Source organism: Tunturiibacter gelidiferens (assembly GCF_013410115.1).
Lineage (GTDB): Bacteria > Acidobacteriota > Terriglobia > Terriglobales > Acidobacteriaceae > Edaphobacter > Edaphobacter gelidiferens.
This window is the reverse complement of sequence record NZ_JACCCV010000001.1, coordinates 2,737,670-2,759,381: the sequence shown is the minus strand read 5'-3', so window position 1 is coordinate 2,759,381 and position 21,712 is coordinate 2,737,670. Positions and strand designations below refer to the sequence as shown.

Sequence of the window (21,712 nt, the reverse complement as noted above, 5' to 3'; positions counted from 1 at the left end):
CCGAGTCCGGTATACTCGCCACGAAGTGGCCGCCCCACGCGCAGTGGGCCCGTCCGGCAGGACAACTCTACCCAGCCTCACCCCAATAGCCCTGGTCCTCGAGAAAATACTCCTCATCCCAGGTATGCACCATGGTCTTGAAGAACATCCAAACCATGCGCCAGTGCCCCAGCTTCTGGAATCGTCGGTTCGTCGTCAGCACCCGACCGCGCACGATACGAAACCGCTGCCGCGCCACGCCCTTCGACAGGAGATAGTCCTCTGCAAACAAAGCCCGCTCATTAAACCCACCCAGCGCCCAGAAGACCTCGCGGTCAAACAACATAAACATCCCCGTAGCGAACGGCTTGGTAAACGATCCAATTCTCTGCATCAAATTATTTCCTGCATACAGCAGATCATCAAAAAAGCTACCCTGCCGGCACGCAATGTTCGTCGTCGCCAGATGAAGCTCCCGCCGCTCCATCCGCCACAGCGCTCGCCGCAACAGCGTAGGTTCCGGCAGCTCCACATCCGCATCCAGAAACAACACATACTTCGTAGTTGCCAGCTTAGCCCCCGCATTGCGCCCCACCGAAGGCAACCCACCCGGCACTACCTCCACTGCCAGCCGGTCGCGAAAGCCCAGCGCCGCCTCCACCGTTCCGTCAGTCGAACCCGCATCCGCCACCAGCACCCGCGTCTGCGCCATCCCCGAATAGTCCTGCCTGCAAAGAGATTCCAGCAGTCTAGGCAGCATCGCCACTTCGTTCTTGGCAGGAATCACGATCGTCAGTTCACCAACCATTCAGACCCCTCCGTCGAGGCCCACACACCGCCCCGTAAGCGCAGCTTGAGGCCGCAGGGCCGTATTCCGAATAAACCCCAGTTGAATTTTCAGCCAAAATGCCTCGCCCTGAACCAACCTGGCTAACTTACTTCTCCCTTGCACCCGAAGAGGAATGATCGTCAGCCAATCTCTGCGCGAATACGCACCAGTTCGACTGCATGGCTGCGAAACACAAGGTCGGCAACACGGCAGCCAATACCTCACGTCACCACCGCTCAAAACTGCTAAACTTAAAAGTCTCGCGGACACCCACGCATCACAGTGCGCCCACCGCCGCGCATAAGGAGCCCCATGTCAGACCACACCCAAAACGGAAACTTCGGCACCCCGTCCCTCCGCCTCAAGCTCGGCCTCGCCGAGATGCTCAAAGGCGGCGTCATCATGGACGTCATGAACGTCGAGCAGGCCCGCATCGCCGAAGAGGCCGGTGCCATCTCCGTCATGGCCCTCGAGCGCGTCCCCGCCATGATCCGCGCCGAAGGCGGAGTCGCCCGCATGGCCAGCCCCAAGCTCATCAAGCAGATCATCGGCGCCATCTCCATCCCCGTCATGGCCAAGGCCCGCATCGGCCACTTCGCCGAAGCCCAGGTCCTCCAGCACCTCGGCGTCGACTTCATCGACGAGTCCGAAGTCCTCACCCCCGCCGACGAGACCTACCACATCGACAAGCACGCCTTCACCACGCCCTTCGTCTGCGGCGCACGCAACCTCGGCGAAGCTCTCCGCCGCATCGCCGAAGGCGCAGCCATGATCCGCACCAAAGGCGAGCCCGGTACCGGCGACGTCGTCCACGCCGTCCAGCACATGCGTCAGATCGTCCGCGAGATTAAAGCACTCACCGTCCTCGGCGACGAGGAGCTCTACAACGCCGCCAAAGTCCATGGCGCGCCCTACGAGCTCGTCCGCATGGTAGCCAAAGCTGGCAAACTCCCCGTCCCCAACTTCTCCGCAGGCGGCATCGCCACCCCCGCCGACGCGGCGTTGATGATGCAGCTGGGCGCCGAGACCGTCTTCGTAGGCTCCGGCATCTTCATGAAGGAACGCGCCACCCCGCTCGATGTCGAGAACGATCCGAAGGAGCGCGAAGAAGCCGTCAGCCGTGCCCGCGCCATCGTCATCGCCACCACGCACTTCAACGACCCCAAGATCGTCGCCGAAGCCAGCGAAGCCGTCATCGGTTCCATGAAGGGTCTCGCCGCAGCAGCCATCGAAGAGCAAGACCTCATGCAAACCCGCGGCTGGTAGAGCCGCCACTTGCCGACCAACGGGAGGGGTACACGAGTCACGAAGTGACCGCCTCCCGCGCAGGGAGCCGTCCGGCAGGACGAGTCTTTCCATGTCATTTACGGAAAGTTACTGAAAGTTTTTAAGCGGCTCCCACGGCAGCACCACAATCGTCTTCCCCTGCCAGTACCCCACTACCCCGCGCGACATAATCCTGCCACTGGTCTCCATCTCGACGGAAAAGCGATGTTCCGTCATGAACTGATTCGCTCCCGCCTCAGTCGCAAATACGACGAACTCTTCAGGATGCTCCGCAACATCTCGCCGCAGACTCTCCTGCATCGCGGCCGCATCGTCCACGGGCGCTGCAACGACTATCCTTCTCGAAGCAACAACGTCAGGCCGGAGCAACGGCACAACCGACGCCTCGGCATATAACCCGGTCAGCAAAGGCATTGCGCACAAATAAACTCTGGCCCGATGAACTCGCACCCTTTTACCTATAGCTGAGCTGCGCCTCTGCGGCCATCCCCCAAACGATGCATACCGGGTTGATCTCGTGAAGTTCCCCGCCGTGTCCGAGATCACGCGACCTGCGTTGCCTCGCCCCTGCAATTTTCCGCAAATTTATCTTCAACAGGCTCGCTTGCCAAATCATTTCCTGCACAACTTAGCCCATTACATACGCATCGCACTACAGACGCTGAAACTACGAGCGATATAAAACCAGCGGTACAAAGGGAGAGATGATGATGATACGAAAGTTTGTTCAAACACTCTGCACCACTGCGGCCCTGACCATGTCTATGACCATCGCCGCCTCCGCGGCTGACACGCAAAAGCTCGATGAACGCATCGAAGCGGCGCACGCGGTCCTGCACGATCTCATGGCCACCCCGGACAAGGGCATACCAAATGACATCGCCGCCAAGGCCACCTGCATCGCCGTCATACCCGGATTCAAAAAAGGAGCATTTATCGTAGGCGGCCAGTACGGCCAGGGCGTAGTCAGCTGCCGCACCGGCCATGGCTGGAGCGCTCCAGCTTTCATCCAACTCACCGGCGCTAGCTTCGGCCTTCAGGCAGGGGGCCAATCCACTGATCTCGTCCTCGTCGGCACCACTCACGACTCCTTCGAGCGCCTTCTCCACGACAAGATCAAGCTCGGCGGCGACGCCTCAGTAGCCGCCGGACCCGTCGGACGCGACTCTCAGGCCTCCACGACCGAGACCGCAAACGCCGCCTTCCTCACCTACTCCCGCAACAAGGGCATCTTCGCCGGCATCGACCTTACCGGCGATGTAGTCCACCAGAACACCGAAGACACCACCGCTTACTACGGCAGCGATGTCACCTACGAGTCCATCCTGTCGGGCAGCGTAAAACCCAAGCCTGACTCCCTGAACTTCATCCGTACCGTCAACCAGATGTTCCACGCGAGCGGTGCCCACTAAGCTCCGCGCATAGTTCCCTCGCGCTGGGAAGCCCCGAGCAGACATGAGGGGAAGGAGGCCTTGCCAAATCGCCTCCTTCCTCTCCCTGGATTTGTTCCCTCCGCAGTTACACAATAAAATTTAGTAACTATCAACCGATCGCCCTTGCGTGACTTGCGTGACTTGTGTGAACCGATAGTCCTTCGATGGCTCACTGCAGAGGAAAACAGTCGAGATCGTTGGCGAATACGATCGGACCCAAGTAGCTGCGTCTTATCTCCGCTTGTGTCTCATCGTCTCTTCCCAAAGTCCGCAGCATTCGGTGAGACAGTATCAATCGCTTGACACGAGCGTTAGCTGAGATTGTTCCGATCACCGACGGTGGCATATGAAGGCGCCTTTCCACTCCCGTAGCGCTCTCCGGCACGGCGTTATGAGCAATGAAGAGATCTGCGTCCAAAGCAAGCCGTGTCAGTCCGTCTCCCTCGCCGTTGGTGTCTCCACTGAATACGATCCTCTTGCCGCCCACCTCTACTCTCCATGCCAGAGCTGGAAACGCGCCATGAATCACCCGCACCGCATACACAGAGACTTTGGAGTTGCGAAACACGAGAACCGGCACCGGTCCAGCCAAAACATTATGCGGTCCAATTTGTAGCTTCCTTCTCTGCCAGCGTCCACTAGTTCACTCATGTGGCGCCAGGCTCCATGAGGCTCATTGAAGAGGTCACGCACAAACTCAGTCGTCGAAGGCATGAACTCGTTTCCAGGAGGGCCGAAGACCGGCAGAGAACTCTTCCGGTCTTCAAACCAGGACGAAAAGATCAGGGCGGGAAAATCGCTACTGTGATCGATATGAAAATGGCTAAACAAAACAACATCCACTTGGGACATCCGCGCTCCGCTCTCGCCAAAACGAAGAGCGCTTCCTCCTCCCGCATCAACGATCACTCGCGCACTACCGTGATCCCATATGAGATAGCTGGTAGATGCGCGCTTGTCCTGCAACTCTGGGCCGCCGGAGCCGAGTCCTGAACTGCCAATCCCGTTGATCCGCAGGATTGTGCCTTTACCGGCAGAACTTCACACACGGAACAGAAAACCGCAAAAGCAAGAATCGCTTTTACCCACAGTCGTACAGGAGAACCCGAAACGCCGCTGGTTTCCATATCACTCCGACAATCCGCCTCACTTCTTTAAAATATCCGAAGCGGTCATCAGAAGTCGGCCTGCTAATCCGTACATATCGACGTTTTGCGGCGATGCGTTCTCCGAGGGGCGCAGACCGTCCAGGACCTCAGGTTCTATCAAAAGCCTTTGTCGCGGCATGCACTCCCAATGCGATGATGATGCCATAGTCAGCAATCCCAGCACGGCTGTGAGAATGGCTATTAGCTTTGATCGTCTCTTGGTTGGACGGAAATCACCGTAACCGACTGTCGTTGCTGTGACGAATGCCCAATAGAAGTTTTGGAACGCCATAGGTGCCCAGTGGTCTGAACCTGGAAAGAAACGACGACATTCGCCAAGCGGCCAAAGATGCAGAAAATGACTGAATTGCGCATACGCACGGCGGAGTCATTCGCCTCATAAAACTACTCCGTAGGGTCTTCTATACTTGAGATAGCCGCGTTCCGACGGCGGCCGAAGACCAAAAACAACAACTTTGGTCGACTGTCTGAATCATATAAATAGAAGCCGCTTCTAGAAGGGCTTTGCCGGTTCAGTCATCCGTAATTCATTCATAACAGAGGCGAAATCCAAAGAGTACATGACGGAACAATCATCGCCACAACACCGACCGCCAGCCATCGGCATCCTCGCCCTTCAGGGAGCCTACGAGGCCCATGCGAAGATCCTGGCAACGTTGGAAGTCACCACCCGACTCATCCGCACCCCAGACCAGCTCTTCACCCCCGAATGCCACCCCAGCATCGACGGCCTCATCATTCCAGGCGGCGAATCCACCACCATGCTCAAATTCCTCGAGCGCAACGGCTTCCTCGAATCCCTCACCACCTTCGTCCGCACCGTCCCCACCTTCGGCACCTGCGCCGGAGCCATTCTCCTCGCCAATGACGTCCAAAATCCCCCTCAGATCTCCCTCGCCGCCCTCGACATCACCATTGAACGCAACGCCTACGGCCGCCAGTTGGACTCCACCATCCTTACCGCCCCCACCAAACTGCCCGGCGCTCCCCTTGAGATGGTCTTCATCCGCGCACCCCGCATCACCCGCGTGGGCCCGGAGGTCGAAACCCTTGCCACCCGCGACGATTTCCCCGTCCTCGTCCGCCAGGGCAACCTCCTCGCCGCCACTTTTCACCCGGAACTCGGCCACGACCCCCGCGTCCACCAGCTCTTCCTCCAACTCGTTCAAAATCAACTCAGCGTAGACTCCCTAAGGACATAGGTCCTTAAAACCCACGCCGCCCACCTGTTCCACGGCCGAATCTTTATGACTTATTTATGCCTTCGTAACTAACATTTCCACATATGAGTACCAGGCCCATCCAAACGGATACTCTCGAGTCAGGAAGATCCGAAGCGCAATTCCTCCTCTTCAAAGGCAACAGGAAGCAGCTCGACGGCGCAGCCAACACAATCGACATCAATATGCTCGCCCCTCTTCTCGTCGGAGTGGTCGCGGCCATTCTCGTCGTCGTCCTCTACGCCTTCCTCCTGGGAAAGCTAGGCTGAGGCACCCCTCTCCTCTCACCTCGCGGACACGCTATCCTGCATAGGTGATCTGCTCCCGCCTTACGAGCGCCTGTCTTCCCAGCCTCTGGATCGATCGCGCCGCAATCCACAGTCCATGGCTGTTGCCTGCAGACGCCAGTGCCCACGGCCCCGCACTTGATCACCACCTCCTCCTGAACCTCTGGGTCGCCCTCGCACTCCTGACTCTCGCCCACCTGATCCTCCTCATCGGCCTGCTCGCCCGGCGCCACTCCGAACCAACCCGCCTCTGGCGCATCGAGCACCTCCCGCTCGCCGCCCTCGCCCTCCTCTTCGCCTCCCTCACCCTCAAGGCCGAACGCCTCTGGGCTGCCTCCCGCTACACCGGAGCCTCCCCCACAGCACTCCAGGTCGAGGTCACCGGAGTCCAGTTCGCCTGGTACTTCCGCTACCCCGGTCCCGACGCCACCTTCGGCATCACCCGCCCCAGCCTGGTAGCCCCCGGCGAAGGCAATCCCCTCGGCCTCGACCCATCCGATCCTCACTCCGCCGACGACCAGGTCACGTCCCAACTCGTCCTTCCCGCCAACCGAGAGGTCGACCTCCGCCTCCGCGCCCAGGACGTCATCCACGGCTTCTCCATCCCAGAGATGCGACTCAAGCAGAACGCAGTCCCCGGCCAGACCATCCACCTCCACTTCACCCCCACCACCCCCGGCACCTACGCCATCCTCTGCACGCAGCTTTGCGGACTCGGCCACTACCGCATGAACGCCACACTCCTCATCCTCCCACCCAACCAATTCGCAACCTGGCTGGCCGCAAAACAAAAGGCGGCCCCATGACTCCCCCCTTCAACACCCCACCAGCGCATCCGCATCCCACGACCGTCAACATCCGAACTCTCCGCGCCGTCGTCTTCACGACCGATCACCGCGTCATCGGCATTCAATACCTCGTCCTAGCGCTCATCTCGGTAGTCATCGGCACGCTCCTCTCCCTCCTGATGCGCATCCACCTCGTCTGGCCCAACTGGCCCCTCCCTCTCCACGGTCCAATCCTCCCCGAAGACTACCTCGCCCTGGTCACCATCCACGGCACCATCATGCTCTTCTTCGTCCTCACCACCGCGCCTCAATCCGGCTTCGGCAACCTCATCCTGCCCGCCCAGATCGGCGCTCGCACCATGGCCTTCCCTGCCCTCAACGCCGCCAGCTTCTGGCTCACCGCCGCCGCCCTCGTCGTACTCCTAGGCTCCACCTTCGTCCCCGGCGGAGCCGCCATCTCCGGCTGGACCGCCTACCCACCCCTCAGCGCAATCACCAGCGCCGGCCCAGGCCAGGCTCTCGGGATGGACCTCTGGCTCACCAGCATCGCCCTCTTCGCCATAGCCTCCACGGCAAGCTCCATCAACACCCTCACCACCATCCTCCGCAACCGCTGCACCGGCATGACCTGGGAACGTCTCCCACTCACCGTCTGGGGATGGTTCACCGCAGCCCTCCTCAGCATCATCGCCTTCTCGGTCCTGCTCGCCGCCATCCTTCTCCTCCTCTGCGACCGCCACGCCGGCACCAGCTTCTTCGTCCCCAACGGCGACCTCGTCAACGGCATCCTGCACAAAGGCGGCAACGGCAGCCCCCTCCTCTGGCTCCACCTTTTCTGGTTCTTCGGACACCCCGAGGTCTACATCGCCATCCTCCCCGGTATGGGCCTCACCTCCATGCTCCTTGCGAACTTCAGCCACCGCCGCGTCTTCGCCTACCGCACCATGATCGCTACCACACTCCTCATCGGCTTCCTGGGCATCCTCCTCTGGGGACATCACATGTTCGTCGCCGGCCTCAACCCCTTCGCCAGCTCCGCCTTCTCCATCTCCACCATGGCCATCGCTCTTCCCGCCGCCGCCAAGGTCCTCAGCTGGCTCGCCACCACCTGGCGCTCCCGCCCGTCCTACAAAACCCCGATGCTCTTCGCCCTCGGCTTCGTCAGCCTCTTCATCACCGGAGGACTCACCGGCCCCATCCTCGCCCAGCCCATTCTGGACGAGTACCTCCACAACACCTTCTTCGTCGTCGCCCACTTCCACCTCATCATGGCGGTGGCGGGCGTCTTCGGCCTCTACGCCGCCACCTACTACTGGTTCCCCCTCCTTACCGCAACCCGTAACCACCCTGGCCGGCTCCTCTCCGAACCCCTCGGCCACCTCCACTTCTGGTGCACCCTCCTCGGAGCCTATGCCGTCTTCCTCCCCATGCACCTCACCGGCCTCGCCGGCGAACCCCGCCACTACGCCCAGCTCACCGGAATCCCCGGCCCAGGCGGCTCCCTCAGCCCCGCCGGAGCTCTCCTCTCCCACACCCTCCCGCTCAACCAGTTCATCACCTACGCCGCCATCTTCCTCGCCTCCGCCCAGCTTGTCTTTCTCTTCAATCTCACCCACAGCCTGCGCAAAGGAAAGTTTGCGTCGTCTAATCCTTGGCAAGCCACCACGCTCGAATGGCATCCAACCATGAATCCTTTCACCTCACTATCCGCATCCGATACTCCAGAGATGTCAGTCCATCGCGCTCCATGCCACTATCAAGCAAATAACCCCGAAGTTTCGTTCCTGCCGCAATGGGAGCCCATCCCACTCGCGCAAGATGAAATCGAAGACGCCACAGACACAAAACCGGAGTAAGCTGTCCATTACGCGAGCACCCAAAGGGGCAACTTCATGCCGGCAACCATCACTCCCAATAAAACCGAGCAAGAACGAAAACGCCGCGTAGAAGATCACGACAACGGCTCCGGCCGACGCCCGCCAACCGACAAACGCACCGGAGGCGGTGGCGACAACGACAACTGGAACGATCGCCCAAACGGTCGCCGCGGCCCTTACGAGCGCCTCCATCGCTATCGCATGGGCATCTTCTTCGCCCTCGCCAGCGACCTCATGTTCTTCGTCGCTATCGTCAGCACTTTCTTCGTCAATCAATCCACTGGCCACTTCGACGCCTACAACCGCTACGTCAACGAGTGGCTCCCCACCACCATCCCGCCCATCCTCTGGCTCAACACCGCTGTCCTTCTCCTCAGCTCCGCCACCATAGAATTCGCCCGCCGCAACATGTTCCGCGAGACCGACGTCATGGACGAGTGGCTTGGCCTCGGCAAACCAATCACCCGCCGCGCCCTTCCCTGGCTCTCCGCCACCATCGCTCTCGGCGCCCTCTTCCTCACCGGCCAGTGGATAGCCTGGCGTCAACTCGCCCTCCAGCACATCTTCTTCAAGACCAATCAGAGCAGCCACTTCTTCTTTCTCATCACCGGCGTTCACGCGATCCATCTCTTCTTCGGCATCGCAGCCCTCATCACCGCCTTCACCGGCCTCTACGTCTCCCGTCAGCTCGAAACCCGCCAGATCCTGGTCGACGGTGCCGCTTGGTACTGGCACGCCATGGGCATCCTATGGCTCTTCCTCTTCACCCTGCTCGTGTTCTTCCAATAACTCCGGCGCACCCTTCACGTCAATCGACCCAAACGATCAACACGGGGCCTCAGCAGGGGAAGACCACAGCATTTCGCTTTTGTCCTTGCTTTCGCTTTTCTAGTTGTCATCCCCGAAGGGGATCTGCTGTTGCCCTTGCCTTTCTAGTTGTCATCCCCAAAGGGGATCTGCTGTTGCTTTTTGCCCTTGCTTTCGTCTTATTCCTGCTCTAGTCCTTTCATCCAGTCCGACGATCTCTTCTTCCACGTTCGCAGTCGCTAAAACCATGCACTTCACTCGACAGAAAAGTTCGCAACTTCGATCAACGCTTACCAGAGCGAAGAATCAAATCGCCACTCCACCGCGCCCCCAAGGAAAAAACCACCTGCCAGTAGCGATTGCCCTGGTCACAACCATGCTCCTCATGCCCATCCCCACCCGCGCCCAGGGCTGCACTCAATGTCAGGACAACACCGCCGCGACACCACCCCGAACCCAAGCCGCGTATCGTCATGCGATCATCCTGATGACTTTCACCGCCGCCGGCCTCTTCGTAGGGACCGTCGCCCTCTTCAAACGCCATCGCTAGCCCCACCTCTGGACAAGATTGTTTCCCCAAGGGAGACTCCGAGAATGACACGCGACCAAAAATACAAAGCATTTCAAGAACTCCACGCGCGCCCCGGTGCCTTCGTGATTCCCAATCCATGGAATGCGGGAACCGCAAAGATCCTCTCCGCATTAGGCTTTGAAGCCCTCGCCACCACCAGCGCCGGCTACGCCTTCTCCGCCGGATATCCTGACTCCGCGATCGAAGTCACGCGCGATAAAATTCTGCAAAACGCAAAGGAGATCGTCGAAGCCACCGAACTCCCCGTCTCAGCCGATCTCCAGAACGGATTCGGCCATTCTCCTGATAGCTGCGCCGAGACCATTCGATTCGCTGCCGCATCCGGACTCGTCGGAGGATCGATCGAAGATGCAACAGGCGATCCGACCGATCCTATCTACGACCTGCAACTGGCTATAGAGCGGATCGCAGCAGCATCCGAGGCCGCCAGCCACCATCAATTCTTCCTCACCGCACGAGCCGAAAACTTTCTTCACGGTCTACCGGATCTTGGCGACACGATCCGCCGCCTGCAGGCCTTCGCCGACGCCGGTGCCGATGTTCTCTACGCACCGGGCCTGCCCAGCCTCGAAGCGATCCGAGAGGTCTGCGCCGCCGTCTCCAAGCCAGTCAACGTTGTGATGGGTCTGAGAGGCGCAACCTTCTCCGTGGAACAGCTCGCAGCAGCAGGAGTCAAGCGAATCAGCGTAGGAGGCGCCTTCGCCCGCGCTGCACTGGGAGCATTTCTGCGCGCGGCGCGCGAAGTAAAAGATCACGGAACCTTCAAGTTCGCAGCCGACGCTATCCCGACCTCCGAGGTCACCAGTTACATGACCAGCCAAAAGAGATAGTCGACATCGAACCTCACGAATCCGTCCAAGTCTCCTGGCGCATCATTGGAGATCGACCGCGAAAAAAGGCGACGGATTAAATCTGAAAATTTCGCCTGGACACTAATCCGGGACACCCTTCGCCCGCTCCGCCTTCATCGCCCGCATATACCACTCAAACTCATCAAAAAACTTCCCACTCTTCTCCGCCAGCTCCTGCGTCAGCGCAACTCCATCTGCGCTCAGAGCACTTCCAATCGAGGGAATCGGCTGCAGCGAAGGAATCGACGGCATCCCAACCTCAGGAAGCAACGCCCTCAGCTGCATCGCCGCGCGCACTCCACCATATTGGCTGGCCGAATAGCACACAATCGCAGAAGGCCGGAAGTAATACTCCTCCAGAAAATGATCGATCAGATTGGTGATTCCCGGCGGAACGGAGTGGTTATACTCCGCACTCACGATGCAAAAACCATCGGCCCGCGCATACAGCTTCGCCAACGGAGCCAGCTTCTCCCGCAACTTCTCATACTTCGCCGGAGGATCCTTCTTAACTTCCTTCCACATCTTGTCCAGCAAAGGCAACTTCAACTCCGCAGCATCGACCAGCACGGCCTCATGCCCTCGCTTCTCCAACTCCCTGATAACCCACTTCGCGGCACGATCGCCCATTCGATCACGACGCACCGATCCCAGCAACACCGCAACCACCATGAAAACCACCTCGACCCCGTGAGATGCGTCCACACGCTACGAAGAGCTAACAGTGATCAAAATTTCGAGATCAAACTCTGGCCAAACCCACATGCCTCTGCCTTCCCCATAGCTTGTCGCTCCGAGCCCGCCGCTGCTCTTCCGTCACGCCGCAACCGTTCACCGCCCCAAGTCTCTGCCGGCGCAACGTCCCGTGCCGCGGCAGATCATCGTCCACGCCGTGTCCGGCGATTGCCACACGCCGCGGCCGCCATTGTCAACGCTCTCTGCTGTCATCCTGAGCGCAGCGAAGGATCCCGAAAGTCTCCACCCGGTCACAACACTCCGAACCTTTCCGCCTAAGACTCCCGAACCTTCCACACCGCGGCAGGTCATCGTCCCATGCCTCGCCTGTCATCGTTCCGCTCTCTGCTGTCATCCTGAGCGCAGCGAAGGATCCCGAAGGTCTCCACCCATCACAACCCTCCGACCATTTCCGCCAAAAGGTCTCCGAACCTCCGTCTAAAGAAGATTCAGCATAGATGTATCCACAGGACCAGAAACCCGTTACCGGCGTTTCTTCGGAGCCACCTTCACTGCCTTCTTCGCCGGAGCATGCTTCACCGCACTCTTCTTCGCCGGAGCAGCCTTCGCCGCCACCTTCTTCGCAGCTGCTGGCTTTTTGGCAGGCGCAGTCTTCTTGGCAGGGCTCTTCGCTGGCGCCTTCTTCACCGGCTTCGCGGGAGCTTTCTTAGCCGCGGCCTTTACTGGAGCCTTCTTTGCCACAGCCTTGACAGCCTTCTTCGCCGGAGTCTTGCTAGTCGTCTTCGCGGGTGCCTTCTTCGCCGAAGCTTTCGCAACCACGCCCTTGGCCGCAACCTTCACCGGCGCCTTGGCAACAGCCTTGCCCTTCGCCGGAGCAGCAGCCGCCTTCGTGACGGGAGTCTTCTTCGGCTCTTCAACCTTCTTCGCAACTGCCTTCACTGGCGCGGCAACCTTCCCTGCAGCTCCGCTCTTCGCAGCAACACTCTTCGCAGGCACGGGAGCGATCGCCTGAACCTCACTCGTATCCGAAGCGGCCAACGCCTCCGCACTCTCACCGCCTTCTTCACCGGCAGCGGCTTTCTTGCGGCTCTTGGCAGGCTTCGCATCCTTCTTCGCCACCCGCGGTCTGCGCAGATGAACCGGAGGCGGCGGAGCCGGCGGAGAGTACGGCTCGAGGTAAGCCTTCATCTCCTCAACCGTTCCCAGCTTGCCATCCATCAGCTCGAAGAAGAGTTTGTCCAACAGTTCGCCATACCCCGGCAGCTCAGGAACAATCCGCATCTCCTGCATCAACGCGTAAGGCAGCCTCTGCTTCGCCTGCGACCACTCCGTAAAGAACCCCTTGAACTTATTTTGAACTCCGGCATTCTTCGAGGTGTGCGCCACCCACAAAATCGACTCCGGCTTAGCCGAGTGCAGCAGCTTCCACGCCTGCGAAGGCGTAGCCGCGCCCTTGCCCGAGAACTCCGCTGCAAACGCCTTCGCCTCGTCCTCCAGCGCCTCGATCTCATGCACGAACCCCTGCCGCGCAAAGCTCTTCTTCAGAGCCGCCACTTCCTTCGGAGACATCTTCGCCGTCAGGTACGGGAAGTTCGCCACCGCCGCCTCGGGATGAACTCCCTGCATCTGCAACTGCGACTGCACATCCCGCAGCTTCTCCAACTCTGTCACATTCGCCTTGGCCGACGACAACGCCGGGAACAGATCCTTCATCCAGCCCTCAGCCTCAAGCTTGCGCAACACCCGCAGTGGATCCTCCTCATGGAAGATCTCCTCGGTCTCATACCCGCGATGAAACTCCCCCATCGCCGAGATGTACCCCTCCTGCTTGCCCGTCTCGTAACGCGCCTGGGTCTTCTCATCCATCTGCCAGCCCAGCCGCGCCATCAACCTTGCCGCCCGGATCATCCTCACCGGATCTTCGATGAACCCATAGTTGCTCACCAGCCGCAACTCACGATTCTCGATGTCCGCCACCCCATTCAAAGGATCCATCAACAAGCCATACGATCCGTCATTCAGCGAAAGCGCCATCGCATTGGCCGTGAAGTCGCGCCGCCGCAGATCGTCCAGAATCGTTGCAGCCTTGACCACCGGCTTACCCGGCTTCGGATAAGTCACCGTCAAAGTGCTGCCAATCTCCATCCTCACACCACCAGGAAACCGAACAAACAGCGCCTGTCCAGACTCTGACTCCCCAGTGATGACGCCGTGGGCTTTCTCTATATCCTTCTTCAGTTTGAGAGCATTCCCCTGAACCACTACATCCAGATCCCGCACCGGCGATCCACTGGTCATGTCCCGCACCGCGCCGCCCACCAGAAACACGGTAAGTCCTTTAGCGCGAGCCACTTCACGCACTGCCAGCAGCGAGTCACGCTGCGCTTGAGAGAGACGATTTTCGAGCAGGTAGATGTAGTCGGCCATAACTGGTACTTTTACTCCAAGCCGGTTCAAACCGGACCGCCGCAACCCATCGAAGCCCTATCCAATGCAGGCTAAGCTCCGACGAATCAAGCGTTTATAATGGTGAGCACAGGTAAACGCAAAAGGCCAATGTAACACAGCATTAGCGAATTGACTACTCCGGTTGCACCTTTTTCGTTGCTCTAACCCTTGGTATGCGACAATCCGCGAGTCCTTATGTCCTCCGCGCACAAGAAGGTCATCGTCCGCCGCTTCACAGGAGATACTCTCCCCGGCTATCTGCCGCTCTCCGGCTTCACGCGTAACCGCGCCATCGACCTCCTCGACCTCAGCGGTCGTGTCATCTCCCTCGCCATCAACGACATAAAGCACATCTGCTACGTCCGCGACTACAACCTCAACGACACGGCCAACCCCGAACGCCTCACCCGCCGCACCTTCCTCGCAAAGCCTCGCACCGAAGGCCTTTGGCTCCGCCTCACCTTCCGCTCCGGCGACCTCCTCGAGGGCCTCGCTCCCATCGACCTCACCCTCGCCGACGACCTCATCAACGACACCGGCCTCCAGCTCACCCCACCCGACGTCCGCTCCAACACACAGCGCATCTTCGTCCCCCGCACCTCCATCACCGACCTCCAGCTTCTTGCCGTCATCACCAGCCCGTCGCGCCGCAAACCCCTCCCTGCCTCTTCAGTCCCCAGCCTGCAGGAAGACCTCTTTACCAACCTCATCCCACCCAACAGCCGCCCCAACTAGCTCCATCACAGACCCTTCGTTGTCTCGTCCATTACAATCCACCCCATGCAATCCAGTCCGAAATCGGTAACTCTCGCCGCCCTGGCCGATCATCTCGGCGCCACCCTGCACGGCGATCCTGCCGCCCGAATCACCCAGGTAGCCGGCATCGAGACCGCCACTCCCGGTGCCCTCGCCTTCGTCGCCAACCCGAAGTACGCCTCCCTCGCCCACACCACAAAGGCAACCGCCGTCCTCGTCGAACCCGACTTCCCTGAGATCCCTGCCGCCACCCTCCGCCTCAAAAACCCCTACCTGGCCTTTGCGCGCGCCATCGAACTCTTCTATCAGCCGCCCACCTACGCCCCCGGCATCGACCCCACCGCAGCCATCGCGCCTACCGCGCAGATCGGAGCCAACGCCCACATCGGCGCCTACGCCGTCATCGGCGAGCACGTCACCATTGGTGACAACGCCATCATCCTCCCCCACGTCGTCCTCTACCCCCACGCCGGCATCGGCGACAACTTCTTCGCCCACGCCCACGCCATCGTTCGCGAACACTGCCAGCTAGGCGACAACGTCACCCTCCAGAACGGTGCCATCGTAGGGGCCGACGGCTTCGGCTTCGCCCGCCAATCCGACGGCAGCTGGTACAAGATCCTCCAATCCGGCCCCGCCATCCTCGAAGACAACGTCGAAGTCCAGGCCAACGCCTGCATCGACCGCGCCTCCATCGGCGAAACCCGCGTCCACGCCGGAGCCAAGATCGACAATCTCGTCCAGGTTGGCCATGGCTCAACCGTAGGCGAAGACACTCTCCTCTGCGCCCAGGTTGGCCTCGCCGGTTCCACCATCATCGGCAAAAACGTCATCCTCGCCGGCCAGGTCGGCGTCGCTGGACACTGCACCATCGGCGACGGAGCCATCGCGACAGCCCAAAGCGGAATTCCCAACGATGTAGCCCCCGGAAAGGTCGTCAGCGGCTATCCCGCCATCGACAACCGGCAGTGGCTTCGTTCCGTCGCGCTCTTCAATCGACTTCCCGAACTACTACGCGACATAAAGTCGAAACTAAAATAACCATTCATGCGGTGACCCTCGTCGTATATAACTCATAGAGGTACTTGGGGGTACGACATGATGGAACCTCCTGAAAGTCTCCGCAGCGGCTCCACCGAGATGCAAAGCACCACAGCCCAACCCGTTCGCGTTCTTTTGCTCGATGACGAGCCCACCAATCTCCATCTCCGCTCCGCCATACTGCGGCAGCACGGCTACGAGTGCGTCCCCGCCTCCACCATCGAAGAGGCCACCGACCTCTTCAACAACATCGACATCGCCGTCCTCGACTATCATCTCGGAGCAGGTCAGTTCGGCACCGAGGTAGCAGCTCTCCTCCGCCGCCGCCGCCCTCACGTCCCCATCATCATCCTCTCGGCAACCATCGACCGCTACTTCGGCGGTGTCGAAGACATGCATCTCCTCAAGGGCCACAGCTCAGTCGAAGATCTTCTCGACGCCCTCAGCTCTCTCGAAGCGAAGCGCCGCGGCGCACCCGTCGTCGTCGACGCCCGCGACTTCTTCTACTCCCGCATCGCCATGGCCATCGGCTCCGACGTCCTCGTCCAGATCTTCGACGAAAAGGGCGTCTGGCAGTACTGCAACGACAGCGTCGCCGAATACCTCGGCCAACCGCGTGAGTGGTTCATCGGCCGCAGTGTCTTTCAGGAGATGCGTCCCTTCATGCGCGACTGGAGCGACGTCCTCCAGACCGTCTGTCTCACTCGCGAAACCTACATCGATCGCACCCATCGCGGCCTGCTCGCTCAGCCCCGCCCGCAGGAGCCGCAACTCACCTGGAGCGTCCTCGCCTTCCCCATCACCCTTCACGACAACCGCTCCGGAGCCGTCCTCACCGCCCGCATCCTCGACAAGCCTCCGACCCGAACCTCCGAGCTCCTACCCTTCCTCTAAAACAGTTTTGCTTGTCTTTGCCTCGGCAGTTGTCCGTTTTCTTTTTGTTGTCATCCCGTAGGGATCTGCTGTTGCCTGATGGCGCGTCATCTCGACCGAAGTCGCGCAGTCTCATCGCGCGACGCAGTGGATCGCGGCCACAGCTCTCAGTTGCAGCGAACCGATTCATGCTGGGTACCCGTCAAGACCCCCGCATTTCGCCTTTGCCTTTGCAGTTGTCCGTTCATTTGTTGTCATCCCGCAGGGATCTGCTTTTGCATCGTTCGTTCTCCCCACCAAAACAATCGGCGCCCCTAAGCACACTTGGTCAACCCGCGTGACGCGTCATCTCGACCAAAGTCGCGCAGTCTCATCGCGCGACGCAGTGGATTGCAGCCACAGCTCTAAGTTGCAGCGAACCGATTCATGCCGCGGTATCCGTCAAAACCCCCGTATTTCGCCTTTGCCTCAGCGGTTTTGCATTTTCCTGCTTTTTCCGTTGTCATTCTGAGCCTCTTCACGTTGTACAGAACGAGAGAAAAACGACAGTGTTCTTGAATCCGCGTCCTTCAACGCTGCTCCCGAGAATCCATGACCCTGATCAGGATAGATATGGCTTTCGCACTGAAACTGTTTTATTCCACAGAGCTTTATAAGTTGCTGGGCGTTCTCAACGGGAATGTTATAGTCGCGCTCGCCATGAAGGATTAGAAGTGGTGGCATCCCCTGCAGATGGTAAAAGAAATCATCCGGAAGGCTCCCGTACCATTCAGCAATCGCATCTACTGGTACCTCTTCAGAGCCCGCCGCCACGGCGACCGATGCACCAAGAGAATAGCCAACCAATACTGATTTTCTGTGAGCGGATCCGGTAGGTGCTCTCTGCTCGCTGAGCAGCGTCTTCACTACGTTCACCCAGGCATGATAATTGTCCATTGTCGGATCGCTGGACTTTGTCGCATCAAAATAATGAGGTAGAAAGACGGTATAGCCGTTGCTCGAGAAATACTCGGCTTGCTCGCGATAGAACCCCACACTTGGCCCGCTCGCGCCATGAAGAAGAATCAATAGCGGCTTCCCAGGGTCATCTTTTCCAAAGATCTCATACTTGAATCTTCCATCTCTACTCGTCGCTACTGACACTGGAGCAGACTGTGAGAGAGAAGATTTGCAAACGCTTAAATACAAAACCGCCAACCCAAAGACGGTGCAGAAAGGTAGTTTCCGTTTGCTATTCATGAGTTTTCTGGAATCTCCATCTGCCAAAAGGATAACCATCTTTTTGGCAAAATCAGATTTTTGCAGAATCAGAGTTGGTGCAAAACGGCGGTCACCATCCACCCTGATACCCTTGAACCTTATGCGTTCCCTGCTCGCGCTCGCCCTTCTCGCCAGCCTCACCGCCACCGGATGCCACTCCCCCTACGTCGAGACCACAGTCAGCAATCGCACCGGCCAGCCCATCGAGCTCCTCGAAATCGACTACCCCAGCGCCAGCTTCGGCACGCAAAACCTCGCCCCCGGCGCCGACTTCCACTATCGCTTCAAGGTCCTCGGCTCCGGCCCTACCAAGCTCCTCTACACCGACAGCGCCCACCAGGAACACAAGTCCGACGGCCCCTTCCTCAAAGAAGGAGCAGAAGGCTCTCTGGCCATCGCCATTACGACCATCGGGGTCACCTGGCAACCCGCGCCCACCGTCACCAGCGCCAGGTAGATCCCATCATCCGTTCGAGCCCGGCAGGCTCACTTCACTCCGTGTGTCCCACTCCCGGCCTTCAAAGATCCACGATGAAACTGGCGACCGTGAGACCGAATCATCAAAGTAATCACCAAACCCAATGCCAGAAGCACAAACACCATTGCAAAAATCACGACCATCATCATACGTCGGGGCCCTCTGCTGCACTCACTTTCCGCAGCGCGCAACATCATAGGCTTTCCCAATCAGCACTGGCAAGAACTCGCACAGCCACTTTGCTGCTAGTCCAGCCCCGATGCCCGTCCTTGCGTAATCTCTCCGGCTCTAACAGTACCGCTCTGTCCTTTGCGCTTCTGATCCTTAGCCATAAAAGCAAACACCCCTCCCACTGCTAAGAGTGGGACGACCGCGACAAGAAAAATAACGATAAGCATCTCAACCTCGCCGCTTACAGGGCAGGCGCGCAACAGCCGCAGCGTTCTCTTACCCGCCGCACCTGCCTTCTCGCTAAGATTCCATCTTCCTCATCTGCGGTAAGCTGAAGACCATGCCCCGCGGATATTTCATCACCTTCGAGGGCCTCGACGGCTCCGGAAAGACCACCCAGCTCCGCCGCCTCGCTACCTCACTTGAGTCCGAAGGCCACACCGTCATCACCCTCCGCCAGCCCGGAGGCACCGCCCTCGGCGACCGCATCCGCAGCATCCTGCTCGACTCCCGCTCCGAAGCCGCACTCGGCCCCATCGCCCCCGCAGCCGAGATGGCCCTCATGTTCGCCGACCGCGCCCAGTCCATCGCAGAGGTCATCCTCCCTGCCCTCGCCGCCGGCTCCCTCGTCCTCTGCGACCGCTACACCGACTCCTCCGAGGCCTATCAGGGCGGAGGCCGTCAGCTCGGCAGCGAACGCATCCTCGCCATGCACGCCGCCGCCTGCGACAACCTCCAGCCCGACCTCACCCTCCTCCTCCTCCCATCATTGGAATCCTCCCTTCGCCGCGCCCGCCGCCGCAATCAGCGCCACGTCGAAAAGCAAGGCACCGACGAAAACCGCTTCGAACGCGAACCCGACGATTTTTATCGCCGCATCTACAACAAGTACGAAGAGATCGCCGCCCGCGAACCTCAACGCGTCGCCACCATCCGCGAAGACTCCTCCATCGACCACATCGAAGAGATCATTCGCAACATCGTCCTCTCCCGACTCGACGCCACCGAAGCCTGATCCCGCTTCTTTCCACCGCGTCAACGCCGCCCACCGCGCCCACCCGAAGTATGTTCTCCTCGTCTAAGAAGCTGTCCTGCCGGACAGGCCCGCTACGCGCGGAGCGGTCACTTCGTGACGCGTATATCGTGTCTTGGTAGGTTATCGGCGCCGGTCCTCCCGTTAGTCGGAATCAACTTCTCCTCCGACCAACGGGAGGACCGGGCGAAGCAGTAAAAAGGCGTGCGAACGCCCGCCCTCCGCGTAGGAGGCCCGTCCGGCAGGACAGTTTCTAAGGCAGTTAAGGCAAAGCCACCTAAGACGACACCATGACCACCCCTCCCCCCACCCTCGAAGCTCCCCCAGAACCCGCCCCATCCGTCGCATCTTCAGTCAGCAACGCGGGTCGCATGCCCCCAGGCCTCAAGCACTCCCTTCCCTTCTACGCCTTCAAGCCCTGGGTCAAACTCGGCAGCCCCATCCTCCTCTTCGAGCACCTCCTCAAGACTTACGGCAACATAGCCTGCTACCGCTTCCTGGGCACACCCATCGTCTTCATCAACGACCCCGAATACATCCGCGAGATCCTCGTCACCCAGGCCACCAGCTTCGTCAAAGAGCGAACCGTTCGCCGCATGAAACTCCTCCTCGGCGAAGGCCTCATCACCTCCGACGATCCCATCCACATGCGTCAGCGCAAGATCGCCGCACCCGCCTTCCATCGCCAGCGCATCGCTGCATACGGCGACCAGATCGTGGCCTGTGCCGCCCACCAGCGCCAAACTTGGCAGAGAGAAATGCCCTCCGGCCAACCGATCGACATCGCCGCCGCCAGCATGAAGCTCTCACTCGAGATCGTCGCCCGCACCCTCTTCAACACCGAGGTCACCGCCGACATCCGCAGCATCAACGACGAGGTCAACACCATCATGGACCTCTACAACTTCATCGTCGCCTTCCCCAAAATCGAATCCTTCCTCCACCTGCCCATCCCCGGCATCATGAAGTTTCGCCGCTCCAAAGCTCGCCTCGACGCAGTAGTCGACCGCCTCATCCGAGAGCACAGAGAAGCCGCAGTCCAGGCCGAATCCGGCGGCGAAGAAAAGACGGGAGGCGACCTCCTCTCCATGCTCCTAGCCAGCAAATACGAGTCCGACGACCCCACCCAGCAAACCGGCATGTCCGACGAGCAGGTCCGTGACGAAGTCCTCACCATCTTCCTCGCCGGCTACGAAACCGTAGCCAACGGCCTCGCCTGGACGTGGTACCTCCTCAGCCAGAACCCCGCCATCGAAGCCAAACTCCACGCCGAACTGGACGCCGTCCTGGGCACCGGCCCCACTCAACGCCTCCCCACGCTAGCCGACTACCCTGCCCTCCGTTACACCGAACAGGTCTTCGCCGAATCCATGCGCCTCTATCCGCCCGCCTGGGCGATGGGCCGCATGTCCACCAAACCCGTCACCCTCGGCCCCTACACCATCCCCTCCGGCGCGCACTTCTTCTTCAGCCAATACATCATGGGCCGCGACCCGCAATACTTCCCCGACCCACTCCGCTTCGACCCCGACCGCTTCACCCCGGAGAATAAAGCCGCTCGCGCAAAGTTCGCCTACTTCCCCTTCGGCGGAGGCAGTCGCCAATGCATCGGCGAGAGCTTCGCCTGGATGGAGGGCGTCTTCAGCATCGCCACTCTCGCCCAGCGCTGGCGCATGACCTACCTCGGCTCCGCGCCCCCCCAGGTCCAGGCCAAGATCACCCTGCGCCCCCGCGATCCGCTCATGATGCAGCTAATCCCCCGCTAACTCCCGACCAACGGGAGGACCCCAAGGTCCTTCCTCACCCAAGACCGGTACAAAAGTCACGAAGTGACCGC

General features: G+C 59.9%; 23 protein-coding genes. 14 read left to right on the top strand and 9 right to left on the bottom strand.

The genetic code is table 11. From position 1 onward, the window contains the following. Nucleotides 1-67 precede the first annotated feature (67 nt). Nucleotides 68-787, bottom strand: a complete 720-nt coding sequence (locus HDF12_RS11615) for a glycosyltransferase (RefSeq protein WP_179583019.1) — start codon at nt 785-787, stop codon at nt 68-70. Between the two features lie 333 nt (nt 788-1,120). Between HDF12_RS11615 and pdxS the strand changes: the two genes are divergently transcribed. Further along, nucleotides 1,121-2,074: a pyridoxal 5'-phosphate synthase lyase subunit PdxS gene (pdxS, locus tag HDF12_RS11610; protein ID WP_179583017.1), complete on the top strand. Its 954-nt coding sequence runs from the start codon at nt 1,121-1,123 to the stop codon at nt 2,072-2,074. Between the two features lie 108 nt (nt 2,075-2,182). On the opposite strand, the gene HDF12_RS11605 is transcribed toward pdxS, so the two are convergent. Then, nucleotides 2,183-2,509: a hypothetical protein gene (locus HDF12_RS11605; protein WP_179583015.1), complete on the bottom strand. Its 327-nt coding sequence runs from the start codon at nt 2,507-2,509 to the stop codon at nt 2,183-2,185. A gap of 290 nt (nt 2,510-2,799) precedes the next feature. Here HDF12_RS11605 and HDF12_RS11600 point away from each other — a divergent pair, with 290 nt between their 5' ends. After that, nucleotides 2,800-3,507 carry a lipid-binding SYLF domain-containing protein gene (locus tag HDF12_RS11600; protein WP_246373449.1) on the top strand — a complete coding sequence of 236 codons (708 nt, stop codon included), beginning with the start codon at nt 2,800-2,802 and terminating at the stop codon, nt 3,505-3,507. A 546-nt stretch (nt 3,508-4,053) separates the two neighbouring features. On the opposite strand, the gene HDF12_RS22890 is transcribed toward HDF12_RS11600, so the two are convergent. Beyond that, nucleotides 4,054-4,437: an MBL fold metallo-hydrolase gene (locus HDF12_RS22890; protein WP_373563917.1), complete on the bottom strand. Its 384-nt coding sequence runs from the start codon at nt 4,435-4,437 to the stop codon at nt 4,054-4,056. Between the two features lie 237 nt (nt 4,438-4,674). Further along, nucleotides 4,675-4,968, bottom strand: a complete 294-nt coding sequence (locus HDF12_RS22885; protein WP_179583013.1) for a potassium channel family protein — start codon at nt 4,966-4,968, stop codon at nt 4,675-4,677. Nucleotides 4,969-5,257: 289 nt separating this feature from the next. On the opposite strand from HDF12_RS22885, the gene pdxT reads away from it, so the two are divergent. The 5 genes from pdxT to HDF12_RS11565 all read left to right on the top strand — a co-directional run bounded on the left by pdxT (nt 5,258) and on the right by HDF12_RS11565 (nt 9,658). Next, nucleotides 5,258-5,899: a pyridoxal 5'-phosphate synthase glutaminase subunit PdxT gene (pdxT, locus tag HDF12_RS11585; RefSeq protein WP_179583012.1), complete on the top strand. Its 642-nt coding sequence runs from the start codon at nt 5,258-5,260 to the stop codon at nt 5,897-5,899. Nucleotides 5,900-5,982: 83 nt separating this feature from the next. Beyond that, nucleotides 5,983-6,186 (top strand): hypothetical protein, encoded by a 204-nt coding sequence (locus tag HDF12_RS11580; RefSeq protein WP_179583011.1) that lies wholly within the window; start codon nt 5,983-5,985, stop codon nt 6,184-6,186. A gap of 44 nt (nt 6,187-6,230) precedes the next feature. Beyond that, nucleotides 6,231-7,010: a cupredoxin domain-containing protein gene (locus HDF12_RS11575; RefSeq protein WP_373563897.1), complete on the top strand. Its 780-nt coding sequence runs from the start codon at nt 6,231-6,233 to the stop codon at nt 7,008-7,010. Further along, the gene (locus tag HDF12_RS11570; protein ID WP_179583010.1) at nt 7,007-8,848 is read left to right on the top strand and encodes a cytochrome c oxidase subunit I; all 1,842 of its coding nucleotides are present in this window, start codon (nt 7,007-7,009) and stop codon (nt 8,846-8,848) included. The genes HDF12_RS11575 and HDF12_RS11570 overlap by 4 nt, the downstream gene beginning before the upstream one ends. A 36-nt stretch (nt 8,849-8,884) precedes the next feature. Further along, nucleotides 8,885-9,658, top strand: a complete 774-nt coding sequence (locus tag HDF12_RS11565) for a cytochrome c oxidase subunit 3 (RefSeq protein WP_179583009.1) — start codon at nt 8,885-8,887, stop codon at nt 9,656-9,658. A gap of 301 nt (nt 9,659-9,959) precedes the next feature. Here the strand turns inward: HDF12_RS11565 and HDF12_RS11560 are convergent, their stop codons facing one another. After that, nucleotides 9,960-10,256 (bottom strand): hypothetical protein, encoded by a 297-nt coding sequence (locus HDF12_RS11560; protein WP_179583008.1) that lies wholly within the window; start codon nt 10,254-10,256, stop codon nt 9,960-9,962. 14 nt (nt 10,257-10,270) lie between these two features. On the opposite strand from HDF12_RS11560, the gene HDF12_RS11555 reads away from it, so the two are divergent. Beyond that, complete coding sequence (locus HDF12_RS11555) at nt 10,271-11,098, top strand: isocitrate lyase/PEP mutase family protein (RefSeq protein ID WP_179583007.1); 828 nt, start codon at nt 10,271-10,273, stop codon at nt 11,096-11,098. A 102-nt stretch (nt 11,099-11,200) separates the two neighbouring features. Here the strand turns inward: HDF12_RS11555 and HDF12_RS11550 are convergent, their stop codons facing one another. Beyond that, nucleotides 11,201-11,791: an NADPH-dependent FMN reductase gene (locus tag HDF12_RS11550; protein WP_179583006.1), complete on the bottom strand. Its 591-nt coding sequence runs from the start codon at nt 11,789-11,791 to the stop codon at nt 11,201-11,203. Nucleotides 11,792-12,337: 546 nt separating this feature from the next. Next, nucleotides 12,338-14,242, bottom strand: coding sequence for a CCA tRNA nucleotidyltransferase (locus HDF12_RS11545; RefSeq protein ID WP_179583005.1), 1,905 nt, complete (start codon nt 14,240-14,242; stop codon nt 12,338-12,340). Nucleotides 14,243-14,458: 216 nt separating this feature from the next. Between HDF12_RS11545 and HDF12_RS11540 the strand changes: the two genes are divergently transcribed. From HDF12_RS11540 to HDF12_RS11530, 3 genes are read left to right on the top strand one after another with little or no spacing between them, the layout of a single operon-like run. After that, nucleotides 14,459-14,998: a DUF6982 domain-containing protein gene (locus tag HDF12_RS11540; protein ID WP_179583003.1), complete on the top strand. Its 540-nt coding sequence runs from the start codon at nt 14,459-14,461 to the stop codon at nt 14,996-14,998. 45 nt (nt 14,999-15,043) lie between these two features. Continuing rightward, complete coding sequence (lpxD, locus tag HDF12_RS11535; protein WP_179583001.1) at nt 15,044-16,060, top strand: UDP-3-O-(3-hydroxymyristoyl)glucosamine N-acyltransferase; 1,017 nt, start codon at nt 15,044-15,046, stop codon at nt 16,058-16,060. Between the two features lie 57 nt (nt 16,061-16,117). Next, nucleotides 16,118-16,954: a response regulator gene (locus tag HDF12_RS11530; RefSeq protein ID WP_179582999.1), complete on the top strand. Its 837-nt coding sequence runs from the start codon at nt 16,118-16,120 to the stop codon at nt 16,952-16,954. Between the two features lie 447 nt (nt 16,955-17,401). On the opposite strand, the gene HDF12_RS11525 is transcribed toward HDF12_RS11530, so the two are convergent. Further along, complete coding sequence (locus HDF12_RS11525; protein WP_179582997.1) at nt 17,402-18,274, bottom strand: alpha/beta hydrolase family protein; 873 nt, start codon at nt 18,272-18,274, stop codon at nt 17,402-17,404. Nucleotides 18,275-18,293: 19 nt separating this feature from the next. Here HDF12_RS11525 and HDF12_RS11520 point away from each other — a divergent pair, with 19 nt between their 5' ends. After that, nucleotides 18,294-18,650 carry a hypothetical protein gene (locus tag HDF12_RS11520; RefSeq protein ID WP_179582995.1) on the top strand — a complete coding sequence of 119 codons (357 nt, stop codon included), beginning with the start codon at nt 18,294-18,296 and terminating at the stop codon, nt 18,648-18,650. Nucleotides 18,651-18,916: 266 nt separating this feature from the next. Here HDF12_RS11520 and HDF12_RS11515 read toward each other — a convergent pair whose 3' ends face one another. Beyond that, entirely contained in the window at nt 18,917-19,069 is a 153-nt protein-coding gene (locus HDF12_RS11515; protein ID WP_179582993.1) for a hypothetical protein, read from the bottom strand. Between the two features lie 113 nt (nt 19,070-19,182). On the opposite strand from HDF12_RS11515, the gene tmk reads away from it, so the two are divergent. Next, complete coding sequence (tmk, locus tag HDF12_RS11510) at nt 19,183-19,857, top strand: dTMP kinase (RefSeq protein ID WP_179582991.1); 675 nt, start codon at nt 19,183-19,185, stop codon at nt 19,855-19,857. A 308-nt stretch (nt 19,858-20,165) separates the two neighbouring features. Then, on the top strand, nt 20,166-21,641 hold the full coding sequence (locus HDF12_RS11505; protein ID WP_179582989.1) for a cytochrome P450: 1,476 nt from the start codon (nt 20,166-20,168) through the stop codon (nt 21,639-21,641). The last annotated feature ends 71 nt before the right edge of the window (nt 21,642-21,712 follow it).